23 protein-coding genes are annotated in these 25312 nt (G+C 66.0%); 21 read left to right on the forward strand and 2 right to left on the reverse strand.

Annotated features, from left to right (window positions below):
• The first annotated feature begins 38 nt into the window (after positions 1 to 38).
• The 3 genes from hisS (at position 39) to E9229_RS16225 (ending at position 4192) form a co-directional block, all read left to right on the forward strand.
• Positions 39 to 1370 (forward strand): histidine--tRNA ligase, encoded by a 1332-nt coding sequence (gene hisS, locus E9229_RS16215; protein WP_183512672.1) that lies wholly within the window; start codon positions 39 to 41, stop codon positions 1368 to 1370.
• Positions 1371 to 1567: 197 nt separating this feature from the next.
• Entirely contained in the window at positions 1568 to 3376 is a 1809-nt protein-coding gene (gene aspS / locus E9229_RS16220; protein WP_183512673.1) for an aspartate--tRNA ligase, read from the forward strand.
• Positions 3377 to 3865: 489 nt separating this feature from the next.
• Complete coding sequence (locus E9229_RS16225; protein ID WP_183512675.1) at positions 3866 to 4192, forward strand: PadR family transcriptional regulator; 327 nt, start codon at positions 3866 to 3868, stop codon at positions 4190 to 4192.
• 196 nt (positions 4193 to 4388) lie between these two features.
• On the opposite strand, the gene dtd is transcribed toward E9229_RS16225, so the two are convergent.
• Positions 4389 to 4832 carry a D-aminoacyl-tRNA deacylase gene (gene dtd, locus E9229_RS16230; protein WP_183512677.1) on the reverse strand — a complete coding sequence of 148 codons (444 nt, stop codon included), beginning with the start codon at positions 4830 to 4832 and terminating at the stop codon, positions 4389 to 4391.
• 149 nt (positions 4833 to 4981) lie between these two features.
• Here dtd and E9229_RS16235 point away from each other — a divergent pair, with 149 nt between their 5' ends.
• The 18 genes from E9229_RS16235 to E9229_RS16320 all read left to right on the forward strand — a co-directional run bounded on the left by E9229_RS16235 (position 4982) and on the right by E9229_RS16320 (position 24329).
• Positions 4982 to 6655, forward strand: coding sequence for an HNH endonuclease signature motif containing protein (locus E9229_RS16235; RefSeq protein ID WP_183512678.1), 1674 nt, complete (start codon positions 4982 to 4984; stop codon positions 6653 to 6655).
• 93 nt (positions 6656 to 6748) lie between these two features.
• Entirely contained in the window at positions 6749 to 7993 is a 1245-nt protein-coding gene (locus tag E9229_RS16240) for an ISL3 family transposase (protein ID WP_183510896.1), read from the forward strand.
• Between the two features lie 277 nt (positions 7994 to 8270).
• Positions 8271 to 9659: a replication-associated recombination protein A gene (locus E9229_RS16245; RefSeq protein WP_183513116.1), complete on the forward strand. Its 1389-nt coding sequence runs from the start codon at positions 8271 to 8273 to the stop codon at positions 9657 to 9659.
• 321 nt (positions 9660 to 9980) lie between these two features.
• On the forward strand, positions 9981 to 10607 hold the full coding sequence (gene rpsD, locus E9229_RS16250; RefSeq protein WP_183512680.1) for a 30S ribosomal protein S4: 627 nt from the start codon (positions 9981 to 9983) through the stop codon (positions 10605 to 10607).
• A 137-nt stretch (positions 10608 to 10744) separates the two neighbouring features.
• Positions 10745 to 11116, forward strand: a complete 372-nt coding sequence (locus tag E9229_RS16255) for a DUF948 domain-containing protein (protein ID WP_183512682.1) — start codon at positions 10745 to 10747, stop codon at positions 11114 to 11116.
• Positions 11117 to 11134: 18 nt separating this feature from the next.
• Positions 11135 to 11374, forward strand: a complete 240-nt coding sequence (locus E9229_RS16260; protein WP_183512683.1) for a hypothetical protein — start codon at positions 11135 to 11137, stop codon at positions 11372 to 11374.
• Positions 11375 to 11453: 79 nt separating this feature from the next.
• Complete coding sequence (alaS, locus tag E9229_RS16265) at positions 11454 to 14135, forward strand: alanine--tRNA ligase (protein WP_183512684.1); 2682 nt, start codon at positions 11454 to 11456, stop codon at positions 14133 to 14135.
• Entirely contained in the window at positions 14132 to 14617 is a 486-nt protein-coding gene (gene ruvX, locus E9229_RS16270; RefSeq protein WP_183513118.1) for a Holliday junction resolvase RuvX, read from the forward strand. Before alaS ends, ruvX begins: the two co-directional genes overlap by 4 nt.
• Before the next feature lie 203 nt (positions 14618 to 14820).
• Positions 14821 to 16962 carry an endolytic transglycosylase MltG gene (mltG, locus tag E9229_RS16275; protein ID WP_183512685.1) on the forward strand — a complete coding sequence of 714 codons (2142 nt, stop codon included), beginning with the start codon at positions 14821 to 14823 and terminating at the stop codon, positions 16960 to 16962.
• Positions 16959 to 17870 carry a shikimate dehydrogenase family protein gene (locus E9229_RS16280; protein ID WP_183512687.1) on the forward strand — a complete coding sequence of 304 codons (912 nt, stop codon included), beginning with the start codon at positions 16959 to 16961 and terminating at the stop codon, positions 17868 to 17870. Before mltG ends, E9229_RS16280 begins: the two co-directional genes overlap by 4 nt.
• A gap of 5 nt (positions 17871 to 17875) precedes the next feature.
• Complete coding sequence (aroC, locus tag E9229_RS16285; RefSeq protein WP_183512688.1) at positions 17876 to 19075, forward strand: chorismate synthase; 1200 nt, start codon at positions 17876 to 17878, stop codon at positions 19073 to 19075.
• Positions 19075 to 19614: a shikimate kinase gene (locus E9229_RS16290; RefSeq protein ID WP_183512689.1), complete on the forward strand. Its 540-nt coding sequence runs from the start codon at positions 19075 to 19077 to the stop codon at positions 19612 to 19614. Before aroC ends, E9229_RS16290 begins: the two co-directional genes overlap by 1 nt.
• A 75-nt stretch (positions 19615 to 19689) precedes the next feature.
• Positions 19690 to 20781 carry a 3-dehydroquinate synthase gene (aroB, locus tag E9229_RS16295; protein ID WP_183512690.1) on the forward strand — a complete coding sequence of 364 codons (1092 nt, stop codon included), beginning with the start codon at positions 19690 to 19692 and terminating at the stop codon, positions 20779 to 20781.
• Positions 20781 to 21278 carry a tetratricopeptide repeat protein gene (locus tag E9229_RS16300; RefSeq protein ID WP_183512692.1) on the forward strand — a complete coding sequence of 166 codons (498 nt, stop codon included), beginning with the start codon at positions 20781 to 20783 and terminating at the stop codon, positions 21276 to 21278. Before aroB ends, E9229_RS16300 begins: the two co-directional genes overlap by 1 nt.
• Before the next feature lie 242 nt (positions 21279 to 21520).
• A complete protein-coding gene (gene efp / locus E9229_RS16305) occupies positions 21521 to 22081 on the forward strand; it encodes an elongation factor P (RefSeq protein WP_183512693.1) in 561 nt (186 codons plus the stop codon).
• Positions 22081 to 22491, forward strand: coding sequence for a transcription antitermination factor NusB (nusB, locus tag E9229_RS16310; RefSeq protein WP_183512694.1), 411 nt, complete (start codon positions 22081 to 22083; stop codon positions 22489 to 22491). Before efp ends, nusB begins: the two co-directional genes overlap by 1 nt.
• A 259-nt stretch (positions 22492 to 22750) precedes the next feature.
• Positions 22751 to 24148 (forward strand): OFA family MFS transporter, encoded by a 1398-nt coding sequence (locus tag E9229_RS16315; RefSeq protein WP_183512695.1) that lies wholly within the window; start codon positions 22751 to 22753, stop codon positions 24146 to 24148.
• Between the two features lies 1 nt (position 24149).
• Complete coding sequence (locus tag E9229_RS16320; RefSeq protein ID WP_183513154.1) at positions 24150 to 24329, forward strand: MFS transporter small subunit; 180 nt, start codon at positions 24150 to 24152, stop codon at positions 24327 to 24329.
• A 70-nt stretch (positions 24330 to 24399) separates the two neighbouring features.
• On the opposite strand, the gene E9229_RS16325 is transcribed toward E9229_RS16320, so the two are convergent.
• A complete protein-coding gene (locus E9229_RS16325; protein ID WP_183512697.1) occupies positions 24400 to 24999 on the reverse strand; it encodes a hypothetical protein in 600 nt (199 codons plus the stop codon).
• Positions 25000 to 25312: the final 313 nt, after the last annotated feature.

Raw genomic sequence — 25312 nt, forward strand, 5'->3', positions numbered from 1 at the left:
CGAACGATTTTTCAATACCTACGAGGAGTACCCCACCCATGGCACGCAAGGCCTCCCTGTCCGGCTTCCCCGAATGGCTTCCCCAGGAGCGTGCCATCGAGCAGCACGTGTTGGATACGCTGCGCAAGACCTTCGAACTCCATGGGTTCGGAAACATCGAAACCCGAGCGGTCGAAACCGTCGGGCACCTGCTGCGCAAGGGCGAGATTGACAAGGAGGTCTACGGACTCTCCCGGCTGGCGGCCGAGGAAACGGCTAAGTCGGACCCGAATGCGCTGGCCCTGCACTTCGACCTGACTGTCCCGTTCGCCCGCTACGTGGTGGAGAACGCCGGGCACCTGGCCTTCCCGTTCCGCCGCTACCAGATGCAGAAGGTATGGCGGGGCGAGCGCCCGCAGGACGGCCGTTTCCGCGAGTTCATGCAGGCAGACATCGACGTGGTCGGGGAGGGAACGCTGCCCTTCCGCTACGACGTGGAACTGGCGCTGGTGATCGTCGAGGCCCTCTCGGCGCTGCCGATCGGCGATTTCATGCTGCGGGTGAACAACCGCAAGCTCGCCGAGGGCTTCTACTTGGGACTGGGCCTGGAGGACCCCGCGGGCGTGCTGCGCTCGATCGACAAGTTGGAGAAGATTGGGGCGGAGAAGGTCGCCGAACTGCTGCGTACCGAGCTCGGTGCCACGGACGCCCAGGCCGAGGCCGCGCTCGCGCTGGCATCGATCCGCACCCTGGACGACTCGTTCGTCGGGCAAGTGCGCGCGCTAGGCGTGTCGCACCCGCTGCTCGAGGAGGGGCTGGAAGAGCTCGCCGAGGTGGTGCGCACCGCAGTGCGCCGCGCACCGGGCAAGGTCATCGCCGACCTTTCCATCGCCCGCGGCCTGGATTACTACACCGGCACCGTCTACGAAACTGTGTTGGTGGGCCACGAGTCCCTGGGCTCGATCTGCTCTGGTGGCCGCTACGAATCCCTGGCCTCAAAGGGCAACAAGAACTACCCGGGCGTGGGGCTCTCCATCGGTGTGACCCGGCTGGTCTCGCGCATGCTTGCCGAGGCCTCGGTCACCGCCTCGCGCTCAGTGCCCTCCGCGGTTCTGGTGGCACTGGCCAACGACGAGGGCTGGCACGATGCCCAGGACGTGGCAGCGGCCCTGCGCTCACGCGGAATCTGCGTGGAGGTGGCGGCCGCGGCGGAGAAATTCGGTAAGCAGATCAAGTTCGCCGACCGCCGCGGCATCCCATTCGTCTGGTTCATCGGCGAGGACGGCTCCCACGAGGTCAAGGACATCCGCTCCGGCGAGCAGTCCAGCGCCGACCCGGCCAGCTGGATGCCGCCGGCGCAGGACCTGCACGTGGGCATCGTTTCCGCCTAGGCACCACGCCGTCGGTTTCCGCCACCGCGCCTGTGTCGCTGGACACAGGCGCGGTGGCGGCTTCTGGCCCGCCGGGTATGGGCGGTAAACTCACAACAGATCATTCACCCATCCTTCAGTGCCCCACCGGGGTGCGGATTCGGCGCCCCACGGCGCCCTCCGGCCCCGGACGAGGCCATCCTGTCGAAAGGACAGCAGTGCTACGCACTCATCAGCTGGGCACGCTCCGCGCCGAGCACATCGGAGAAACCGTCACCCTGACCGGTTGGGTGGCACGCCGCCGCGACCACGGCGGTGTCGCCTTCCTTGACCTGCGCGATGCCTCCGGGTTCGCCCAAGTCGTCGTGCGCGACGAGGCCGACTTCCACCCGCTGCGCAACGAGTTCGTGCTGCAGATCACCGGCAAGGTCGAACGACGCCCCGAGGGCAACGAGAACCCGGCGCTGGGCACCGGCGAGATCGAGGTCATCGCCGACATCGTCACTGTGCTGAACACCGCCGCACCGCTGCCGTTCCAGATCGACGAGCATGTCGAGGTCGGCGAGGAGGCGCGCCTGCGCCACCGCTACCTGGACCTGCGCCGCCCGACTCCGAACCGCAACATCCGGCTGCGCTCCGAGGCCAACCGCATCGCCCGGAACCTGCTGCACGAGCAGGGCTACTGCGAGATTGAAACCCCGACGCTGACCCGCTCCACACCCGAGGGCGCCCGCGACTTCCTGGTGCCGGCCCGCCTGGCCCCGGGTTCCTGGTATGCGCTTCCGCAGTCCCCGCAGCTGTTCAAGCAGTTGCTGCAGGTCGGCGGCTTCGAAAAGTACTACCAGATCGCCCGCTGCTACCGCGACGAGGACTTCCGTGCGGACCGCCAGCCGGAATTCACCCAGCTGGACATCGAGGCGTCGTTCGTCGAACAGGATGACATCATCGAGCTCGGCGAGGCACTGGTCAAGGAGCTGTGGAAGCTGATCGACGTCGAGATCCCGACCCCGATCGCCCGCATCACCTACCACGAGGCCATGGCCAAGTACGGTTCGGACAAGCCGGACCTGCGCTTCGGCCTCGAGCTGACCGACATGACCGAGTTCTTCAAGGACACCGGGTTCGGGGTCTTCAAGGCCGCGCACGTTGGTGCCGTAGTCATGCCCGGTGGCGCCACCCAGCCCCGCCGCACCCTTGACGGCTGGCAGGAATTCGCCAAGCAGCGCGGGGCTAAGGGCCTGGCCTATGTCCTGTACAAGGAGGACGGCGAGCTCGCCGGCCCGGTGGCCAAGAACCTCACCGAGCTCGAGCGCGCAGGCCTGGCCGAGGCAACCGGTGCGAAGCCCGGCGACTGCATCTTCTTCGCCGCGGGTTCTAAGTCGGAAGCCCGCGCGCTGCTCGGTGCCGCACGCGTCGAGATCGGCCACCGCACCGGCCTGATCAAGGACGGCGACTGGGCCTTCGTGTGGGTCGTTGACGCACCGATGTTCGAGCCTGCTGCCGCTGCCGTTGCCTCGGGCGACGTGGCCGTGGGCACCGGCGCCTGGACCGCTGTCCACCATGCGTTCACCTCGCCGAAGCCCGAATTCGTCGATACCTTCGACACCGACCCGGAATCGGCGCTTGCCTACGCCTACGACATCGTGTGCAACGGCAACGAAATCGGTGGCGGCTCGATCCGCATCCACCAGGCGGACCTGCAGCAGCGCGTGTTCAAGATGATGGGCATCGACGAGGAAGCGGCGCAGGAGAAGTTTGGCTTCCTGCTTGAGGGCTTCAAGTTCGGTGCCCCGCCGCATGGCGGCATCGCGTTGGGCTGGGACCGCGTGCTGCAGTTGCTGACCGGATCCGATTCGATCCGCGACGTCATCGCGTTCCCGAAGACCGGCGGTGGATTCGACCCGCTGACGGCCGCGCCGGCGCCGATCACCGCGCAGCAGCGCAAGGAGGCAGGCGTTGATGCCCGCCCCGAGGCCAAGAAGTCCGACAAGGACAAGAAGGAATCGGCAGAGGCCGAAGCCAAGTAGTCCACTCCGGCGTGCAGCGCCGGAGACCTGGGGGGCGTCCACCATGCGGTGGGCGCCCCCTTTGTCATATGCCCCGACGCGAGCTGTCTGCGCCGACGGGGGAGCGGGGGGTGGAGCGTGGCGGCTTGATCCGGCAGCGGCGCGAGGTCGGGCCTGCACCCACCGCGTTGCCGACAATTACATGAGGTGAGGTATTCCGAATGCCCTCAGGCGGAGCGAATTCGGACCCATTGCTGCGCCGCAAAGGCGTCCGGGTGGAATGCCTCCGGTGGACAGCGACTAAAATGTGGATAACTCTGATATTATTTATTACCTAGGTAAAATTTTGAGTTAGTGCAGAATTTTGGCGGCGTCCGTCCGGCAAACATACTCACCCCCACGGAAAGGCCACGACATGTCCTCCGAATTCCGGCACCCGGTGGCAGTTTTACACTCCGGCACGGCCATGCCGGCCCACCGGCCTACTCCGAAGCCCGTGAGCGAGCGGGCATGCTGAGCAGCGACAAGCATTTCCCGGGCTCTTGGCAGCGCGCCCTGCTTCCCCTGAGCCTTCTCGATGCGCTGGAAGCCGGCCCGAACCACGGGTACGCGCTGGCGCAGATTCTGGAATCGCGGGGCTTCACGCCCATCAAGGGCGCCACGCTCTACCCGGCACTGGTCAAGCTCGAGGCGGCAAACCTGCTTGACAGTACCTGGGAGGAGGGGCGCGGGGCCCCGGGACGCAAGGTCTACACGCTGACCGGTACCGGTCGCGGACATCTCGCGGCCCAACGCGAATTATGGTTCTTCTTCCAGGGCGCCGTACTGCGTGACTGAATCCCGAGGCACCACTGCTCGACAACGCCCGGCGCTGTTACGCGCGCCACGACCGTTGCCGTGGAGGCCGGCTTCGCCACCTCGGCTGGTGGCGGTTCTGCTCTGCTACGGCGGAACGACCGTGAGCCCGAAGATCCTTGAAGGCGGTCCTGGTTGAGCGGCTGCCTGCAGCTGATCCTGAAGGCGGCCCCGACCCCTAGGCTCCCGGCAACTGGTCGGTGTCGATAACCAGTGTGAACGGTCCGGAATTCACCAGCGAAACCTCCATCGTCGCCCCGAAAACGCCAGACTCCACGTGTGCCCCGCGCACCCTCAGCTGCTCCATGAACTCCTGGTACAGCGGTTCGCTGACCTCGCGCGGAGCCGCTGCGGTCCAGCCCGGCCGCCGACCCTTGCGCACATCGCCGTAGAGCGTGAACTGGCTGATCACCAGCAGCGGCGCGCTCAGGTCGGCACATGACTTCTCCTCATCCATCATGCGCAGCCGCCAGATCTTCTCGGCCAACTTCGATGCCTCTGCCGACGTATCGGTGGTGGTCACCCCGAGCAGCACCATGAGGCCAGGGCCCTCAATCTTCCCGACAACAGTCCCTTCTACCTCCACCGATGCCCGGCTGACCCGCTGTACTACCGCTTTCATGCACCTAACCCTTTGCCTCGATTTGAAAATTGCTCCCCATCACAATACCGGCCGACTTTCCCGCGCCTCCCGCCCCGCTCATCCTTAAGTTGTCCACACCGCGACGCGTTTCGAATAGCGTGTTTCGCCCTGCAGCACAGACTTGAACCATGCCCCAAACCCCGGTCCCCACCAAAAACGACATCGGCCGTCCGGTCGCTGTCGACACGTTGTTGCGCGCCTTGGCCGGGATCTGCATAGACCTTGAACGGGTCTACGATTCCCTCACCGGGATGGACCTTGATGCGCCACGCGCGGCCCTGGCGGTCCTGCTGACGGAACGTGCCGCCCGGCTCGTGGCTCGAGGACAGCTGGTGGCGGCCTCCACAGCCGACGCGAGCCGGGTAAAGGTGCTTGACGCCGAGACCGTGAAGGCGGTTGAGGCCATCACTGCGGAACCACGCTCCTTTTTCGCCGGTACAGTCGATCTGCCGGACTTGGCGACGGGAAAGATCCCGGGCAAGCCGCTTTTTCGAGACACGGCCGACTACTACCGCGAACGCCTGCACATTGGCGGGGCAGAGACCGCGCGTCGGCTGACCGGGGCCCGGCTGCTGACTCCGCGCCCTGCTCCGGCGTCCGATACACCCGCTACGGCCCGTTATCCTCGGATGGCAGAGGCCGCGCGCGACGGTTCTGCCGACGTCGGCCAGCTCGTAGAATACGCCAAACGGCTGGAGGCCCTGCAGCCGGCCATCTATGGACGCCACGCCGCCGCCGCCCTCACTGACGCCGTGGATTCCTCTCTTGCCGAAGCCGCCCGGACTCAGGAAGCAAAAGGTGGAAAGAAGATCATCAGGGCCTGGGAAGAATATTTGGATGCCGGGGACACGCCGCCATCGGACGCCGAACTGCGTTCTAGGCAAGGCATCTTCTATCTGGGTGTACGCCGCGGCCTGCATGAATTGATGCTGCGGTGCACGCCCTTGCAATTCGAGGCGATGGAGACCTTCTTCGATGCGGCAGATAATCAATGTTCGACCAAGGCCGCTGCTTTCCGATCCAGTGATGGGGGAGCGGCGGAACAGCCCCGACTTTTTCCCCCGGACGATGCGGGAAACGGAACGAACACCGAGCCTGCGTACGATGCCGCTGTACCGTTGCAACCCGGTGCGGACCGGGCCCCGGCGTGGGCCTGCGATCCCGATCTGCCCGAGGACCAGCGTCCGCTGGGGGATTTCCCGACCAACGAGACGGTGACCACGCAGAATGATGAAGCACTCGGACTGACCCGTGCCCAGCGCCGCCTTCAGTACCTCGCCACCGGATGCGCCAACACGTTTCATCGCGCAGGAACCACCGGGGCTGCGCTGAACGCCCAGATCGTAGTCCATATCGACTTCCAAACCCTGCTGGGCCAGCTCAACCGCAGCGGCACCACCAACCACGGGGTCAGCATTGATGCCGAAAGTATCCGCCAACTGGCCTGCCACGCGAAAATCCTGCCCATCGTGTTCGGGGGCGACAACGAGGTGCTGAACATCGGGCGTCAATCACGCTACTTCACCCGTGCCCAGCGGGACGCGGTATTGGCCCGTGAGGGTGGTGGCTGTTTCCGGCCAGGATGCACCATGCCGGCGCACACCTTGCAACTGCACCACGTCAAACCCTGGTCACGGGGAGGGGAGACCAGCGTGGCCAACGCGCTGGCCGTCTGCGACCATGACCACCACCTGCTGCACACCGGTGCACTAGTGGCCGCTGTGAGCAATGGGGTGCCGCAGCTGGCCTCCGCGGACCCGCCCGCGATGCTCCGACCCAACATTTATGGTTCTCCTGACTGAGATGTGGGTCGGGGAAAGCATGGTACGAAAAAGCATGGGCAACCCCGGTAGGTTTGGAAGTTCTCACACCAACAGACCTACACGGAGTCACCCATGCGAGCTTCCACTCTACTGAACCGCGTCTTCACATTCACCGGCGCCACGGTCACCGCCGTGGATTACCCCGGCCACGGACCGGTCACCGCCACCGTCAAACTCACCGCCCGCACGAAACTTTCCTGTCCGCACTGCCCCTTCAGCACCACCGCCAGCTATGACACCCGCTGGAACGCATCCTCTTGGCGGCACCTGGACACCGCCGGAACACCAATGATCCTGAAGATGCTGCGCCGGCGCCTACGCTGCCCCGCCCACGGAGTCGTGGTTCAGGCCGTGCCCTTCGCTCGCCATGGCTCCCGGTTCACCCGTGACTTCGAGGACCTGGTCGCTTGGCTGGTGACCCGTATGGACAAGTCCAGCGTCTCCGCTTTCACCCGGATTGCCTGGCGCACCGTGGGGGCGATCTGCGAACGCGTGGTCGCGGACCAGCTCGATGCCTCCCGCTTCGGGAACCTGGTGAACCTGGGCGTGGATGAAATCTCCTGGCGTAAGCACCACAACTACCTCACCCTGGTTTCGGACCATGAAACCTCCACCATCCTCTGGGGATCAGCCGGGAAGAACGCCGCGACGTTGGATCAGTTCTTCTCCGAGATCGGCCCCGAAAATACCGCGAACATTCAGGCGGTGAGCATGGACATGGGGGCCGCGTTCATCAAGTCGGTGAAGGCCAACGCACCGAACGCTGCCATCTGCATCGACCCGTTCCATGTGGTCCAGCTTGGCACCAAGGCCCTGGAAACCGTACGCCGGGCCCACTGGCAGCGTGCCCGGTCCCTGCCGGATCAGGCGTTTGCGAAGAAGTATCAGGGCAACCGCTACGCCCTGCTGAAAAACCCCGGAACTCTCACCCCCACGCAACAAGAAACCTTGGAACAGCTGCGTGAGGACGGCGGGACACTCTGGGAGGGATATCTGCTCAAGGAGTCCCTGCGCGAGGTCTTTGCCGGGGACCTGGAACCTGAGGTGGTGATGGCGATGATCCAGTCCTGGTGCGATGCGGCCACCACCAGCGGGTTGGGGCCGTTCATGAAGGCCGGGGCAACCCTGCGCGGGCACATCGACGGGGTCCATGCCGCGGTGACCCGCGGGCTGTCCAATGGGAAGCACGAGGGCCTGAACAATAAGATCCGCACCATGACCCGCCGCTCCTACGGATTCCACAGTCCCGAGGCCGCGTTGGCGTTGATCATGCTCGCCTGCGGACCGGTGGAAGTCAGGCTCCCGTACCAGAGATAACGGGACCCACATTCACGTCAGGAGAACCACATTTATTGGCATCCGGAGGATGAAGTAGCCCGACGCGCTCCGGACCTCCATGCGTCCAATACGGTCCGGTCTTCAGGATCCCCGCCGGCGGGCCTGGGCTGATGAGCCGCGCGCGCCCGTGCCGTCGAGTCCCGGTGCACGCCGGTAACTGGTCTAGGCTGGGTGGGTGAACGACCTGCTCAGCGCGCTGGATGACGATGATCGCGACGAAGAAACCATCCGTCCGCGTCCGCCGCTTGCCGTGCGCATGCGGCCCCGCAGCATCGATGAACTGGTCGGCCAGCAACACCTGCTGAAACCCGGTTCGCCGCTGCGCCAGCTGGCCAACCAGGGCGGTTCCGGACCGTCTGGACCCTCGAGCATCGTCCTCTGGGGGCCTCCGGGCACCGGTAAGACCACCATCGCGCACGTGATTGCCCGAGTACCCGGGCATCACTTCGTTGAGCTCAGCGCCCTGACTGCCGGCGTGAAGGATGTCCGCCGGGTCATGGATCAGGCGCTGACCGACAGGGACCTGAACGGTATCACCACCGTCCTCTTCCTCGACGAGATCCATCGTTTCAACAAGGCGCAGCAAGACGCACTGCTCAACGGTGTCGAAAACCGGTGGGTCGTGCTCATTGCGGCAACGACCGAAAACCCCTCGTTCTCCGTGGTTTCCCCGTTGCTTTCGCGCTCCATCATGCTGACCCTGCGCCCGCTGGCGGATGACGACATCAAGATGCTGCTTGAACGTGCCTTGGTCGACGCCCGCGGATTCGGTGGCGAACTGCAGATCGATGACGATGCCATGGAGCATCTGGTCCGGCTGGCCGGGGGAGACGCGCGCCGGGCGCTGACCACGCTTGAGGCCGCTGCCGGGGTGGCCTTCGCTGAATGCGAGGACCTTGCCGGTGAGCCTGCGGGCACAGGCGCCGATGTCGGTGCCGATGCAACCGGCGGCGCTGACGGGGAAGCCGATGCTGACGGCCTGGGTCCAGCCGGCCCGACTCCCGTGGTCCTGCGCCTGACAGCCGACCACGCCGAACGCGCCATGGACGCCGCTGTGCAGCGCTATGACCGCGCCGGGGACCAGCACTACGACATCATCAGCGCGTTCATCAAGTCGGTGCGCGGTTCGGACGTGGATGCAGCCCTGCACTACCTCGCCCGGATGCTTGAAGCGGGGGAGGACCCGCGCTTCATCGCCCGCCGCATTATGATCAGCGCTTCCGAGGACATCGGCATGGCGGACCCCTCCGCGCTTCCTGTCGCCGTTGCCGCCGCCCAAGCCGTCGCTCTCATCGGCATGCCCGAGGCCCGGATCATCCTGGGCCACGCGGTGGTCCATCTGGCGACGGCACCGAAGTCAAATGCCGCCTACAATGCCATTAATCAGGCGTTGGCCGATGTCAGGGCGGGCCACGGATCCAGCGTGCCGGACCATCTACGCGATGCCCACTACCCCGGCGCCGGCGCACTGGGCCACGGGAAGGGCTACATCTACTCCCACGATGCCCCGCATTCAATTGCCAAGCAGCAGTACGCACCGGACGACCTGCTCGGCAAGGACTACTACCGCCCGACGGCAAACGGCGTCGAACGTTCAATTTCCGAGCGGATCGAGCGGATCCGCGGCATCATCCGTGGCCGCTGACGCTCCGGCAAGCGTCGGCGAACCCGGTGGAACCCGGCTTGTTCCGCTGCCGCACCGCCACTGACCAGCGCGCATCTTCCCCTCCCGGAGTAGGGGCAGGACCCTGCTGTGGGATCCGTCACCGGGGGTTCGCCTCCACGCGACACGGCGCGGTGCTAGGATTGAACCTTGGCTGGCAAGCCGTCCTCCATGCACGTCACCCGCTTGCGGGTGTGTGGACATGGGTTGGAACGGTTGAAGTGAAACGGGAAGCGGCTTCCCTCAACTCTCCATCATGGAGGCCAGTGCGACTACAGCCGCTCTAAACAGATAAGGACACTCGTGGCTAACAACACTCGTGCCCGCCGCAAGGTTCGTCTCTCGCGAGCCCTCGGCATTGCTCTGACTCCTAAGGCTGAAAAGTACATGGAGCGTCGTCCGTACGGCCCGGGCCAGCACGGCCGTGCCCGCAAGAAGCAGGACAGCGACTACGCAGTGCGTCTGCGCGAAAAGCAGCGTCTGCGCGCCCAGTACGGCATCCGTGAAGCACAGATGACCCGTGCCTTCGAAGAAGCCAAGCGCACCAAGGGCCAGACCGGTGAAAACCTGGTCGAGCTCCTGGAAATGCGTCTGGACGCCCTGGTTCTGCGTGCAGGCTTCGCCCGCACCATCGCCCAGGCTCGCCAGCTGGTTGTGCACCGCCACATCCTGGTCAACGGCCAGCGCGTGGACCGGCCCTCGTTCCGCGTGTCCGAGGGTCAGCTGATCCACGTTCACGAGCGTAGCGAAAAGATGGGCCCGTTCCAGATCGCTGCAGCCGGCGCCCACCGCGACGTGCTCCCGACGGTTCCGGCCTACCTGGACGTCAAGCTTGAAGCCCTCCAGGCCAAGCTGGTTCGCCGCCCGAAGCGCTCCGAGGTTCCCGTAACCTGCGAAGAGAACCTCGTCGTCGAATACTACGCACGCTAAATTCCGCGGGTTCCTGACCCACAGAATACGCATTGCGTAAACACTGAGCCCGCGGCCCCGGCCGCGGGCTCAGTGTTATCCGGAATGATTCGATAAGGTTGTTGCGGACATGACAGCGCACTCAAGGAGCAGAACACATGACAGGGTCCGATATCGCGGGACTGATTGCGGCCGGGGTCTTCGCCGTGCTGGTGGCCCTGTTGGCCATCCCCATCTGGAAACTCGGCCGGGTGTTCGACGAATTGCGCCACGCGGTGCGTGAAGTCTCCGAGGGAACCACGCCGCTGCTCGAAGAAGTGACCACGACGGTGGCCACCACGAACGGGCAACTACTCAAGGTCGACACCATCACCACCAACGTCTCGGACGCCTCGGCCAACATCACCGCGCTTTCCTCCTTGGTGGCAGCCACCATCGGACGCCCGCTGATCAAGGCAGCCGCATTCAGCCATGGCGTCCGCGCCGCGCTTGCCGCCACCTCATCGGGCAAGGGCCGCCGCAGCCGCTAACGCGAAGGAAACACACGCATGAAAAAGATCTTTTGGGTCAGCATCGGCATCGGCATCGGAGTCCTTGCCGCCCGCCGCCTGGCCGCCGCCAAGGACATGGTGGGCCCCGACGGGCTTAACCGTGCCGTCGGGCGTTTCGCCGATTCCCTGCACGATGTCGCTGATGCGTTCCGTGCGGGAATGAACGAGCGGGAGACCGAGCTCAAGACCGCACTGGGCGTTGCCGACGCCCCCGGGGCACACGCGCCCCGCCACTAGCCACACCCCGGGGCCGGTGCCGAAGCGCGCCGGATTTCCCCTGCCCCAAGCCACACCCGCATTGCACGAAGGAATCACGATGAAATCGCAGGAAATTGCCAGCCGCTGGGTTGAATACTTCGAGGCCAAGGGCCACACCGCCGTGCCCAGCGCTTCGCTGGTCTCCAGCGACCCGTCCCTGCTGTTCACCGTGGCCGGAATGGTCCCGTTCATCCCGTACTTCACCGCCCTCGAGAAAGCTCCCTACGCCCGGGCGACCTCGGTACAGAAGTGCATCCGCACCGGCGACATCGATGAGGTCGGCAAGACGGTTCGCCACGGCACCTTCTTCCAGATGTGCGGCAACTTCTCCTTCGGCGATTACTTCAAGGAAGGCGCCATCTCCTACGCGTGGGAGCTGCTGACCACTCCGGTCGCAGACGGCGGCTTTGGCCTGCCCGCCGAAAAGCTGTGGATCACGGTCTACCACGAAGACACCGAGGCACTGGAGATCTGGCGCGACAAGGTCGGCATTCCCGCCGATCGCATCCAGAAGATGGGCAAGGCGGACAATTACTGGTCCACCGGCCAGCCGGGCCCCGCCGGACCCTGCTCCGAGATCTTCTACGACCGCGGCCCCGAGTACGGCATCGAGGGCGGCCCGGCAGCCGACGACACCCGCTACATCGAGATCTGGAACCTGGTCTTCATGCAGTACCAGCGTGGCGAGGGCACCGGCAAGGACAACTTCGAGATCCTGGGTGAACTGCCCAAGAAGAACATCGATACGGGCCTGGGCCTGGAACGCCTGGCCATGATCCTGCAGGGCGTCGAGAACATGTACGAGACGGACCAGGTCCGTCCCGTGCTGGACAAGGCCGCCGAGATTTCCGGCAAGACCTACACCTCCACCGAGGATCCGGCCGATCCGAACCACACCAACGATGTGCGCATGCGCGTCGTCGCTGACCACATCCGCTCCTCGCTCATGCTGATCTCCGATGGCGTCTCGCCGTCCAACGAGGGCCGCGGCTACGTGCTGCGCCGGCTGATCCGCCGTGCGGTGCGCGCCATGCGCCTGCTCGGCGTGGAAACGGCCGTGCTGCCAGATCTGCTGCCGGCCTCGCGCGACGCGATGAAGGGCGTCTACCCGGTGGTGGAGTCCGACTTCGCCCGCATCTCGCGTATCGCCTACGCCGAGGAACGCGCCTTCCTTCGCACCATCGCCTCCGGCACCGCCCGCCTGGACGAGGCTGTCACCGCCTCCAAGTCCGCTGGTACCCCGCTGTCCGGTGAAGAGGCCTTCGCCTTGCACGATACCTACGGCTTCCCGATCGACCTGACCCTGGAAATGGCTGGCGAGGCCGGTCTGGCGGTGGACGAGAAGAAGTTCCGCACGCTCATGACCGAACAGCGCGAACGTGCCCAGAAGGACGCCAAGTCCAAGAAGGCCGGCCACGCCGACCTGAGCGTGTTCTCCGGGCTGCACTCCACCGGCGACGTGGTCTTCACCGGCTACGACGAGCTGAGCACCGAGTCCTCGGTCCGCGGCATCGTGTCCAACGGCGTGTTGGTGCCGTTCGCCGAGCAGGGCCAGGAAATCGAGCTCGTGCTAGATGCCACACCGTTCTACGCCGAGGCTGGCGGCCAGGCGGCCGACGTCGGACTCATCACCGGTGACGGCTTCGTCGTCGAGGTGCTCGATGTGCAGTCCCCGATCAAGGGCCTGAGCGTGCACAAGGCCATCGTGCGCGAGGGGGAACTGCCCGCGGATGCCTCCGTACTTGCCGAGGTCGACCGCGTGCGCCGCGCTTCCGGCGAACAGGCGCACTCCGCCACCCACCTGGTCCACGCGGCCCTGCACGAGATCCTCGGCCCGGAGGCGCTGCAGTCCGGTTCCTTCAACAAGGCCGGTTACCTGCGCTTTGACTTCAGCTGGACCGAGGCTCTTTCCGCGGCCGCCCGTGCGGAGGTCGAGGAGGCCGTCAACATCGCCATCCGTAACAACTTCACCGTCGACACCACGGTCATGCCGCTAGCCGAGGCGAAGACCCTCGGTGCCATGAGCCTGTTCGGTGAGAAGTACGGCAACACGGTGCGCGTGGTGGAAATCGACGGGTCCTGGTCCCGTGAACTCTGTGGCGGAACCCATGTCAGCTCCACGGCACAGATCGGACAGCTCACCCTGCTGGGCGAGGCGTCTGTCGGCTCGGGCAACCGCCGTGTCGAGGCGCTGGTCGGCATGGAGGCCTTCCGCCACGGAGCCGCCGAGCGCGCGCTGGTCAACGAGCTCTCCTCGATGTTCCGCGTCCCGTCGAACCTGCTCACCGAGCGCATCAGCGATACCGTCGCCCGGCTGAAGGCCGCGGAGAAGGAAATCGAGCGCATGCGCCGCGAACAGCTCGCAGCGGAGGCCGCGACGCTCACGGCCAAGGCCGTCGAGATCTCCGGCATCCGCGTACTCGCCCACGAGGCGGGAACCCTGGGTTCGGCGGACGATCTGCGCGCCCTGGCCATGGACCTACGCTCGCGCCTGGGTTCCGATCCGGTGGCAGTGGCACTGGCCGGGGTCGTCAACGACCGACCGCTGGTCCTGGTGGCGACCAACGAAGCTGCCCGCGCCGCGGGGGTGAAGGCCGGCGCCCTGGTGCGCACCGCGGCCGGCATCCTCGGTGGCGGTGGCGGTGGCAAAGACGACCTCGCCCAGGGTGGCGGCACCGATGCGGCGAAGATCCCCGACGCGTTGGCCGGCATCATCCGCACCATCTCGGAGCTGTCATAGCATCGGCCGACGCCGTCCCGTACGGCGTCAAGCTCGGCGTCGACGTGGGGCTGGCCCGCGTCGGCGTCGCGATGTGTGATCCGGAAGGCATCCTGGCGACGCCATTACGCACGCTCAAGCGCGATGAAAAAAAGAACAGCGACATAAACGTGCTGGTCAAACTGGCATCAGAGCTCGGTGCAGTCCAGATTTTCCTGGGCCTGCCCCGGGCCCTGTCCGGACGAGACACCGCATCCACTTCGATGGCACGCGAGTACACTGAATTATTGGTTGCTGCCTTGGGAGCGGCCGGAAACCCGGTTGACGTGCGGCTGATCGACGAACGCCTGACCACGGTTTCGGCCCACCGATCGTTGCATGAAGCAGGACTCGCCGGAAGAAAACACCGTCAGGTGGTTGACCAGGTTGCTGCAGCGGATATTCTTCAACAAGCCCTTGACATGCAGAAATCGCTACAGAGGAACGTGGGGGACCCGGCCTAGCGCCGGTCCGCACAGCCACGGATCACGACAAAAGGACATTCACCAGTGCCAGCTAAGGACCAGAGCCGGATGGACGCGCCGGATAAGCGCGCGCCCCTCGTATCGCCACGTCCGTTTGCGGCACTGCCATCCAGCCGGCGGAGCGGCGAGCCCCAGATCTCGCCGCTGTCGCCGTGCCGCCCGAGGGTAGGGGAGACTCCCACATGAGCAACGATCCGACGAACAACTCGCCGGAGGCGGAGCAGTCCTACTCGCCGAGGCGTGCAGCGCGCGCGGCGCGGGCCCGCGCCGAGTCCGATGGCTGGGGGACTCACATCCCGGGGAACCAGCCGGCATCCGATGAAGACGCGATTCCCGCGACATCCACCCTGCGAGCCGCTGAAGCGGCACTCCTGACGGCGGCGACCGAACGCGCCGCTGAGGGAGTGCGCAAACAGGCCGAAGCCAAGGTCGCCATCGAGCAAGCCGCCGCCCGCCGCCTGGCCGCAGAGGAAAAGGGCCGCCGGGAATACGAGGCGATGCAGGCCAAGGCCGCGGCGGCCGAACAAGCCAAGGCGAGGTCGTCAGCCGTCGCCGAGACCCGGCGCAAGGCGGCTGCCGAGGCCGAGGAAAAGGGCCGTCGCGAATACGAGGCGATGCAGGCACGCGAGGAGCGGGCGCGAAACCGTGCCGAAGCCGAGACAAGGCGCGCCGAGGCGGAAGAACGTGGTCGCCGCGAATACGAGGCCCTGCGTGCCCGCCAGGCAGCCGAAAAGAAGTCCATTGCAGCAGCCGCGGCGCAACGCGCCCGCGATGAGGCGGCATCGGCGCAAAGCGAAGCGACGGAACGCATCCGCCGGACCCTGGCCGCACAGCGTCAGCGCCAGTACGCCTACGCGCACAGCCCGTCCGATCCACTTAACACCGAACCTGCGGACTCCCGGCAGCCGTTCGATGCCCCCGAGCAGACTCCTACCCCTGCACCCCCCGTTGCCACGCCGTCCGTCGTGCCCCCCGTTCCGGAGCACGAAGAGCACGACGAGGCGGACCCCTGGCTCGAGGAGCCCCGCCAGCTTGAGCCGCCGGAGACGGAGACCGCCGATGCCGAAATCGGCGGGCCGTGGACGCAGGCAGTCGACGGCGACCTCGCGGATGAGGATATCGAGCCGCAGCACGAGCACTACGACACGCAGGATTGGGAAGCGGATGACTACGCCAGCCACCCGGCGCTGGACTTCGTGGAGGGGGAACGCGAAAACGTCTTCCTGCCCGGCGATCCGGGGACGGCCGCCGTCGCGCGCAAGAAGCGCCGGACCCGCCGCAACGTCATCATGCTCGGTGTGCTGGGCGGCTTCATCGTCTTGGTGCTGGTAGCGGTGCTGTTCCTGCAGTCGGTCATCGACCGGCTCAACCCACAGGACTTCGAGGGCCCCGGTGGCGCGCCCATCGCCTTCGAGGTCAAACAGGGCTGGGGCCCGCTGCAAATCGGCGCCTCGCTGCAGGACCAGCACATTGTCGCGTCCAAGAAGCTCTTCGTGGAAGCGCTGAACCTGGTGGATGCCGACTCCAAGACCATCCACCCGGGCAAGTACGAACTGCGTGAGGAAATGCCCGCCGTCGCTGCCGCGACGATCCTGGTGACGCAGGGCAACGAGAAGGTCGGATACGTTGCCATCAAGCAGAACACCCGCATCGGAAGTGTCCTGAAGGAGATAAATTCGGCGACCGGCATCACGCTTCCGGAACTGGAGAAGCTCTCCACCGACCCGGCAGCTTTCGGCCTGCCCGCCAATTTGACGAACCTCGAGGGCTTCCTGCACCCGGGGGAATACCGCTTCCCGCTGGAGGCCGATGCCAAGACCGTGTTGGCGTTGATGGTCGACGCAACGAAGAAGGAACTCAAGTCCGAGGGCATCACCGACCCTGATGAGCAGTACCGGGTGCTGAAGATCGCCTCGATCCTGCAGGCCGAGGCCCGCCCGGACGAGTACGCTATCGTCGCCGGTGCGTTGGAGAACCGCCTGCACCCCAACAACGTCGAAACGAACGGCCTGCTGCAGGTCGACTCGACGGTGATCTACGGGCTGGGCCGCTACACGTTGCAGATGACGGCGAAGGAGAAGGCCGACGCCTCCAACCCGTTCAACAGCTACGTGCACAAGGGACTGCCCCCGACGCCGATCGGCTCGCCGGGCAACTCGGCGATCGCCGCCGCGGTAAACCCGAAGCCGAACGGCTTCTACTACTGGGTCACCGTGAACACCAACACCGGAGAGACGAAGTTCGCCAAGACCTACGCCGAGCACCAGGTCTACCAGAACCAATTCCGTACCTGGTGCGCAGCCAACACGGACGTGTGCAAGTGAGTCGGGGGACTGCGCAGGGCCGCGCGGCGGTCTTCGGCCAGCCCATAGCCCATTCCCGTTCCCCGCAGCTGCACCGGGCCGCCTATGCGGCGCTCGGTGTCCCGTTGGAGTATTCGGCGATCGAGGGCGGTGCGGCCGACGCCCGGGCCCTGGCTGCCATGCTGCGCACCGGCGAGGCCTGGCGCGGGGCCTCGGTGACGATGCCGCTGAAGGATGCCCTGGTGGCGCACGTGGACTCGGTCTCCGAGCGAGTGGCTCGACTGGGCGCGTTGAACACCATCGTGGTGTCGCATCCAGGCGGGCCCGGAACCCCTGCCGTGCTGCGCGGTGAAAATACCGACGTGGAGGGCATAATACGTGCGCTTGCCGACGCCGGGCTGGCCCGGGCGGACCGCGTCGCCGTGCTCGGAGCCGGCAACACGGCAACGGCGGCCACCGAGGCACTCCTGTTGATGGGCGCCACCCGGGTGGACTACATCGTGCGCTCGGCGGGCCGTGCCGCCGATACGCTGGCCCTTGCCGCAGTGCTCGGATTGGAGGCCGAGGCCATCGATGCCGCCGCCGGCGCCACGCGGCTGCGCGAATATGACGCCATTATTTCGACGCTTCCCCCGCACGCCGCAGATGGCCTCGTCGATGCCTTGGGCATGGCTCCCGGCGCCATCGTGCCCGGAGCCGCGCTGCTCGATGTGGCCTACGATCCTTGGCCCAGCGCCATTGCGCGGGCCTGGCAGGACGCCGGAGGATCCGTGGCCAACGGATTATCGATGCTTTTGCACCAGGCCATCGAGCAGGTGAAGCTCTTCACCGGCATCACCGAGGCCGACTGGGGCCATGTCGCCGATGTGATGTGCGACGCAGTGGGCCTGCCTCGGACCACTCCCACCCACCCACACGTGGCAGGATAGTGGACATGTTGCGTTGGTTGACGGCGGGCGAATCACACGGCCCCGCATTGGTAGGAATCATCGAGGGGCTCCCGGCGGGTATCGCCGTCTCCTCCCAGGACGTGCGTGATGCACTGGCCCGACGCCGTCTCGGCTACGGGCGCGGTGCGCGCATGAAGTTCGAAAAGGACCAGGTGACCTTCACCGGCGGCGTCCGACACGGACTCACCCAGGGCGGCCCGGTGGCCATCGAGGTCGGGAACACCGAGTGGCCCAAGTGGGAAAAGGTCATGAGCGCCGACGAGGTGGACCCCGAGGCCCTTGCCTCGATGGCCCGCAACGCCCCGCTGACCCGTCCTCGCCCCGGGCATGCCGACTTCACCGGCATGCAGAAATACGGTTTCGGCGATGCCCGTCCGGTTCTGGAGCGCGCCAGCGCCCGGGAAACCGCAGCCCGCGTCGCACTGGGCGCCGTCGCGTCGCGCTTCCTGGCTGACCTCGGCGTGCAACTGGTCTCGCACACCGTCTCGGTCGGCACCGTTTCCAGCCCGGAGGGCGCACCGCTGCCCGCCCCGGCCGATGTCCTGGCGCTGGATAACGACCCGCTGCGCTGCTTTGACAAGACCACCTCCGATGCCATGATCGTGGAGGTCGACGCCGCCCACAAGGAGGGCGAGACCCTCGGCGGCATCGTCGAGGTCCTGGCCTACAACCTGCCCCCGGGCCTGGGCTCCTATGTGCATTGGGACCGCCGCCTTGACGCGCGCCTGGCCGCTGCGTTGATGGGCATCCAGGCGATCAAGGGCGTGGAGGTCGGAGACGGCTTCCTCACCGCTTCACGCCGAGGTTCGGCCGCCCACGATGAGATCGTGCGCGGGCAGGACGGCCTGATCGAGCGCTCCGGCAACCGCGCCGGCGGCATCGAGGGCGGGATGAGCATCGGCGACGTGCTGCGCGTACGCGCGGCGATGAAGCCGATCGCCACCGTCCCGCGTGCCTTGCGCACCATTGACACGGCCACCGGCGAGGAAGCCACCGCGCACCACCAGCGTTCGGATGTCTGTGCCGTCCCGGCTGCCGGCGTCGTCGCCGAGGCGATGGTCGCCCTCGTGCTGGCCCAGGCCATGCTCGAGAAGTTCGGCGGGGACTCGGTCACCGAGGTCCGCCGCAACATCGCCTCCTACCTGGCCTCCATCCCGGAAAACCTGGGTTCGGTCCAGCCGTAATGAGCTCCTGGGGGATCTTCCTGATCGGCCCGATGGCCAGCGGCAAATCGGTGGTGGCGCGCGAACTTGCGGCACTGCTTGGAGCGGGCCTGATCGACACGGACCACGCCATCGTGGCCGAGCACGGATCGATCCCGGCCATTTTCGAAGCCGGCGGGGAGTCCCTGTTCCGTGACTACGAATCGCGGGCGCTGGCCCGGGCCGTCGAGGCGGCCCGGGATCGGACCACCGTCGTCGCCACCGGGGGCGGCATCGTGCTCTGCGAAGCGAATCGGGAAATCCTGCGCGGCGAATACACCGTGTACCTGGAAACCGATCTGGCCACCGTGCGCCCGCGCATCGAAAATGCCCGTCACCGCCCACTGCTGGACGGGGACCCGCTTGACCGCTGGGCCACCATCTTCGCCGCGCGCCAGGACTTCTACGTGGAAGCTGCCACCCTGTGCGTCGATGCCCGTTCCGGGCGTCCCAAGCGCGTGGCAGCCGAAATTGCCGAAGCCCACCGGCGAGCTTCCGGTCCCCGGAAACCCCTAGCCTGACACCACGCACCGCAGCCTCAGCACGCACCACCAGAGCATGACCCAAGCAAACGCAAGTTCACGGAGGACCCGCAGATGAATCCCCAGGCCACAACGATTTCCGTCACCGGATCGGCGCCCTCGGAAAACTATGACGTGGTGGTCGGCAACCGGCTGCTGCGCCGACTGCCCGAATTGCTCGGCGAACGCGTGCGCAAGGTGCTGATCATCCACCCGCGCGCCTTGCGCACCACCGGCGACACCGTCAAGGCGGACCTGGAGACCTCCGGCTACACCACGCTGACCGCCGAGATCCCCGACGCCGAAGAGGGCAAGCACATTCGCGTGGCTTCCTTCTGCTGGGAGGTGCTTGGGAAGAACGACTTCACCCGCTCCGATGCCATCGTGTCGGTCGGTGGCGGTGCCGTGACCGACCTGGCCGGCTTCGTTGCGGCGACCTGGCTGCGCGGGGTCAAGGTCATTCACATCCCGACCAGCCTGCTGGCCATGGTCGATGCGGCCGTGGGCGGCAAAACCGGGATCAACACGGCCGAGGGCAAGAACCTGGTCGGGGTCTTCCATCCGCCCGCGGGCGTTCTGGTGGACCTCGACACGCTGGCCACGCTGCCGAAGAACGAACTGGTGACGGGCCTGGCAGAGGCCGTCAAGTGCGGCTTCATCGCCGACCCGGTGATCCTGGACCTGATTGAGGAAAACCCCGAAGAGGCGACCACCGCCGGCACTGCCCGGTTGCGTGAGATCATCGAACGCACCATCAGGGTCAAGGCCGAGGTCGTCTCGGAGGACCTGAAGGAATCGGGCCGCCGGGAGTTCCTGAACTACGGCCACACGCTGGGCCACTCGATCGAACTGGCCGAGCGCTACAACATGCGCCACGGAGCGGCGGTCTCCATCGGGATGATGTTCGCCGCCGAGCTTTCGCGCTCCGTCGGCCGGCTCTCGGATGCCGACTTCGACCGCCACCTGAGCATCCTGACCTCGCTCGGACTGCCCACCAGCTACCGCGCCGACCGCTGGAGCGCGCTGCTGGACGGCATGCGCAGGGATAAGAAGTCCCGGGGCGACCTGCTGCGTTTCGTCGTGCTCGATGGCATCGGGCGCCCGGGCATGCTCGAGGTGCCGGACACCTCGTTGCTGTTCGCTGCCTACCAGGAAATCGCCGAGTAATGAGCGGGGTCCGGGGCATCGACACCGGCATCCCAGGGGTGCGCATCGACGGGCGGAGCCTGCTGCCGGTCATCGTCGACGAGCAGCTTGCCGCGCGGACACTGGCCACCGGCAGCGCGGGGGACCGCACAGTGGTGTTGCTGGCGCGCGGCGACGTGCTGGCGGCAAGCGAGCTGGTTGCCGAGACCCGGCTGCACGAACCACGCAATTTCCGCATGCGGGTGCTCGATGCCGACGTCACCCGCGCCGCCGGCGATCCACAGCGCGCGATCAACCGGTTGCGCACGCTGCTGACCGAATACGCTGGCACCCCCGAGGAGGCGGTGCTCCAGCATCACCTGGGCCTGGCCTACTTCGGCACCGGAGACTTCCATGCGGCCCACACCCGTTTCACCCTGGCGCTCGAGCTGCGCGAGGCGGCGGGAGCGCCGGAATTCCTGATCGCCTCCAGCCGGAGCTCGCTCGCGGCCGCCGACGCGCGCCTGCCCGGGGCCTGAGCCCACCGGGCCACCAGCCGGGCGCTGGTGGCCCGGTGACCGGCGTCGATGCGCATGCCCTGCGATGCCCCGTGCCGCGGGCATGCGTTTTTGGCCACACTGTGGAGGCACGGCCCGATTAGTGCGATAAGCTTGAGCTTGGTTTTTTTGACAATCATGCCCGAGGCCTCCTGGCCGCTCACGGCACCAGCATTCCCGTCCGCGGGGATGCCGACCCCGGGCAAATACAGGAAGAGTAGATCGTGGCATCAACCACCGACATTAAAAACGGACAGGTCCTCAAGATCGAGGGCCAGCTGTGGACCATCGTTGACTTCCAGCATGTGAAGCCGGGCAAGGGCGGCGCCTTTGTCCGCACCAAGATGCGCAACGTCATGACCGGCCGCGTCTTGGACCGCACCTACAACGCCGGCGCGAAGATCGAGACCGCCACCGTTGACCGCCGCGACTACCAGTACCTGTACCAGGACGGTACCGACTACGTCTTCATGGACCTGAGCGACTACGACCAGATCCACGTTTCGGAAACCATCGTTGCCGACACTGCCGGCTACATGCTGGAGAACCAGAACGTCACCATCGCCATGCACGAAGGCTCGCCGCTGTACGTGGAGCTGCCCTCGTCCGTGACCCTGGAAATCACTTACACCGAGCCGGGCCTGCAGGGCGACCGCTCATCGGCCGGCACCAAGCCGGCCACGCTGGAGACCGGCAAGGAAATCCAGGTTCCGCTGTTCGTCAACCAGAACACCAAGGTGAAGGTCGACACCCGCACCGGCGAGTACCTCGGACGTGTCTCCTAGTGAGCGCACGCGCCAAGGCCCGTCGCAGGGCGCTTGACATCCTTTTTGAAGCCGAACAACGCGATGTTTCGCCGTTGGAGGCCATGCGGTTGCGCCGCGAGGCCACCGACATCACCATCAACGAGTACACCGTCACGTTGATCGAGGGCGTCATGTCGCAGCTGGAGCGGATCGACGAGATCCTGGAGCAGTATTCCAAGGGCTGGACCCTGGAGCGCATGCCGACCGTTGACCGCACCGCCCTGCGCATCGGCGCCTGGGAAGTGTTGTACAACGACGATGTGCCCGATGGCGTCGCCGTATCCGAGGCCGTTGCCTTGGTTCGCGAGCTGTCCACCGATGATTCCCCGGAATTCGTCAACGGGCTGCTTGGACGCATCCAGACGCTGAAGAAGACGCTGCTCGCCTAGCGTGCACGCCCCCGCTTCACCACCGCCGGCCGGCGGGACCCCGCATCCCGGGCTCCTGCCGGCCGGTGGCGTTTAACCGGGGGGTTGCCCCGCCACTGCATGAAGCGTCTATTTCAAACTTTGCCATGTAGTAAGCGCGTCGCGGCCCCGTGCCGAAGCATGGCGTGGCACACTGGCTCGATGGACCGGAAAACCGCTCCACTGCCGCGCCCTTGGCCCGGCATGAACCGCAATGTCGCAGATCAAAGAGGAGAAGCCTATGAATTGGCTTGACCGTTCCCGTTCCCTGGCACCCCCGGGATTCAACCGCTGGCTGATCCCGCCAGCTGCCCTCGCCGTACACCTGTGCATCGGCCAGGCCTACGCAACCAGCGTGTACAAATCGGCGCTCATCGGACACTTCGATGTCTCGCAGACGGCGATCGGTGTCATTTTCTCCATTGCCATCGTGATGCTCGGCCTCTCGGCCGCCTTCATGGGCACCTGGGTCGAACGCAGCGGCCCGCGCAAGTCGATGTTCGTCGCCGCCTGCTTCTGGGGCTCCGGGTTCCTGGTCGGTGCCGCTGGCATCTTCACCGGCCAGCTGTGGCTGGTTTACCTGGGCTACGGCTTCATCGGCGGCATCGGGCTGGGCATCGGTTACATTTCACCGGTTTCCACGCTGATGAAATGGTTCCCTGACCGTCCGGGCATGGCCACCGGCATGGCGATCATGGGCTTTGGCGGCGGTGCACTCATAGCCTCCCCGCTGTCCACGGCACTGCTTAAGACCTTCGACGGCTTCGACCCGGCCGTGGACGGAGCCAATTGGATCGCCTCCGGTGACGCGGTGGGCAAGCTGTTCCTCACGCTGGGCATCATCTACTTCCTCGTCATGCTCTACGGCGTTGCTAACATCCGTGTCCCGGCCCCGGGATGGAAGCCCCGCGGCTGGGACGACACCCGCATCAGGTCCACGGCCATGGTCACCCGCAGCCACGTGTCTGCGGCAAACGCGATCAAGACCCGCCAGTTCTGGCTGCTTTGGACCGTGCTGTTCTTGAACGTGACCGCAGGCATCGGCATCCTGGAGCAGGCCTCGCCGATGATCCAGGACTTCTTCCGCGCCGAGAACGGCGTCTCCACGGTCAGTGCCGCCGTCGCTGCCGGTTTCGTGGGCCTGCTCTCCATCGGCAACATGGCCGGGCGCTTCGCCTGGTCCAGCGCCTCGGACGTCATCGGGCGCAAGCGCATCTACATGCTCTACCTGGGCGCCGGCGCGGTGTTCTATGTGGTGCTCGCCTTCTTCGGCGGCGGCTCGATGCTGCTCTTCGTCGCGATGGCCGTACTGATCATCAGCTTCTACGGTGGCGGCTTCGCCACGGCACCCGCCTACCTGAAGGACCTCTTCGGCACGTTCCAGGTCGGAGCGATCCATGGCCGGTTGCTCACCGCCTGGTCCGCCGCGGGAATCGCCGGCCCGTTGATCGTCAACGGACTGCTGGACGCGCAGGGCAAGCCGGGCACGATGTCCGCCGCGAACTACACGCCGGTGCTGCTGACCATGGTCGCACTGCTGGTCATCGGTTTCGTTGCCTCCACGCTGGTGAAACCGGTCGACGCGAAATTCCACGAGCCGGAATTGGAACCGGCCGCCACGGCAATGAAGGGGGCCTAGCATGTCAACGCAGGAACAAGAGGCATTCGAGCCCGCCGCGTCCGGTGGCACTAGCGATCCCTACGATGTCCCGGTTGACAGGGCGCCGCTCCGGCTGGCCTTCGGCTGGCTGTTGGTCGGCGCGCCGTTGGTCTACGGCATCATCACCACCCTCTCAAGGGTGGGACAGCTTTTCCAGTAGCACCAACTAGTAGCCATCCCAAGGGGGGCGCATCCGGTCGGATCATGACCGGGATGCGGCCCCCTTGTCGTTACTGGATGCCACCGGGCTCGGTCCACGGGTGATGGCGGCTGGCTGGCGGCACAGGCCCGGCAGCCAGCGCGAGTTCGGTAAGGTAGGTGTCGCCGACCACGATGCGGGAGATCTCCCGTGGCCTGATTCCGCGCATCTTCCTTCCCCAGACGGCGTTGGCGCTGACCGGCAGATACCAGAACCGGCCGCCATCGTTGGCCAGGAAAGCGCCAACGGCATAACCCTTGGGCCGCAGCACGTCCCTTCCGATGCCAACGAGGGGGAAGCGCGATGCCAGCGCCCGCATCAACGCAGCGGTCCCATCGAGATCAGGCAGTGCAGTGCCATACGAGGGAAGCAGGTGCCCGGTGCTTTCCATCGTGGCTGCATCGGCCCTCTCGCTGCGGCGCAGGATGGCAATCTCCCGACGCCGGATGGCCACGAAGCCATCGGGCACGCCCCCTGTGGGGGTTTGGGCCAACAACACCCACTTGTTCCCGGCCCCGAGCACATAGCCGCAGAGGCAGACCTCCCGGGGTCCTTGGAGCCGGAGATCCACCAGATAGCGGTCCTGCAGTGCCCCGACGATGCGATGTGAGATCTCGCCCGAATCACTCATGCGGCCATTCTGACATGCCGACCGCGAAAGCGGCATGAGCCGGGGTCCGCGGCGGGGTGCTCAGGTGGCCTCCCGATGAGCATGCGCACCGGGCGGTCCACTACCAACCTCCCGGTGGGGAACCCGCAGGGGGCAAGCCACGGAGAATCCGAGCGGATGGATCGTTGTGGTTGCCTGCTGATGAGGACCAGGCTCATGAACCTGCCGGAACCGCTTGAGTTGAGCCTGGACCTGCTGATCATGGAAACGCTCAGGCACTTCCATGAGGGTTATCCGGCACGTGAGACGCAGCGGAGGGCCAGCCCGCCGAGTT

Source organism: Paeniglutamicibacter cryotolerans (genome assembly GCF_014190875.1).
GTDB classification, from domain to species: Bacteria; Actinomycetota; Actinomycetes; order Actinomycetales; family Micrococcaceae; genus Paeniglutamicibacter; species Paeniglutamicibacter cryotolerans.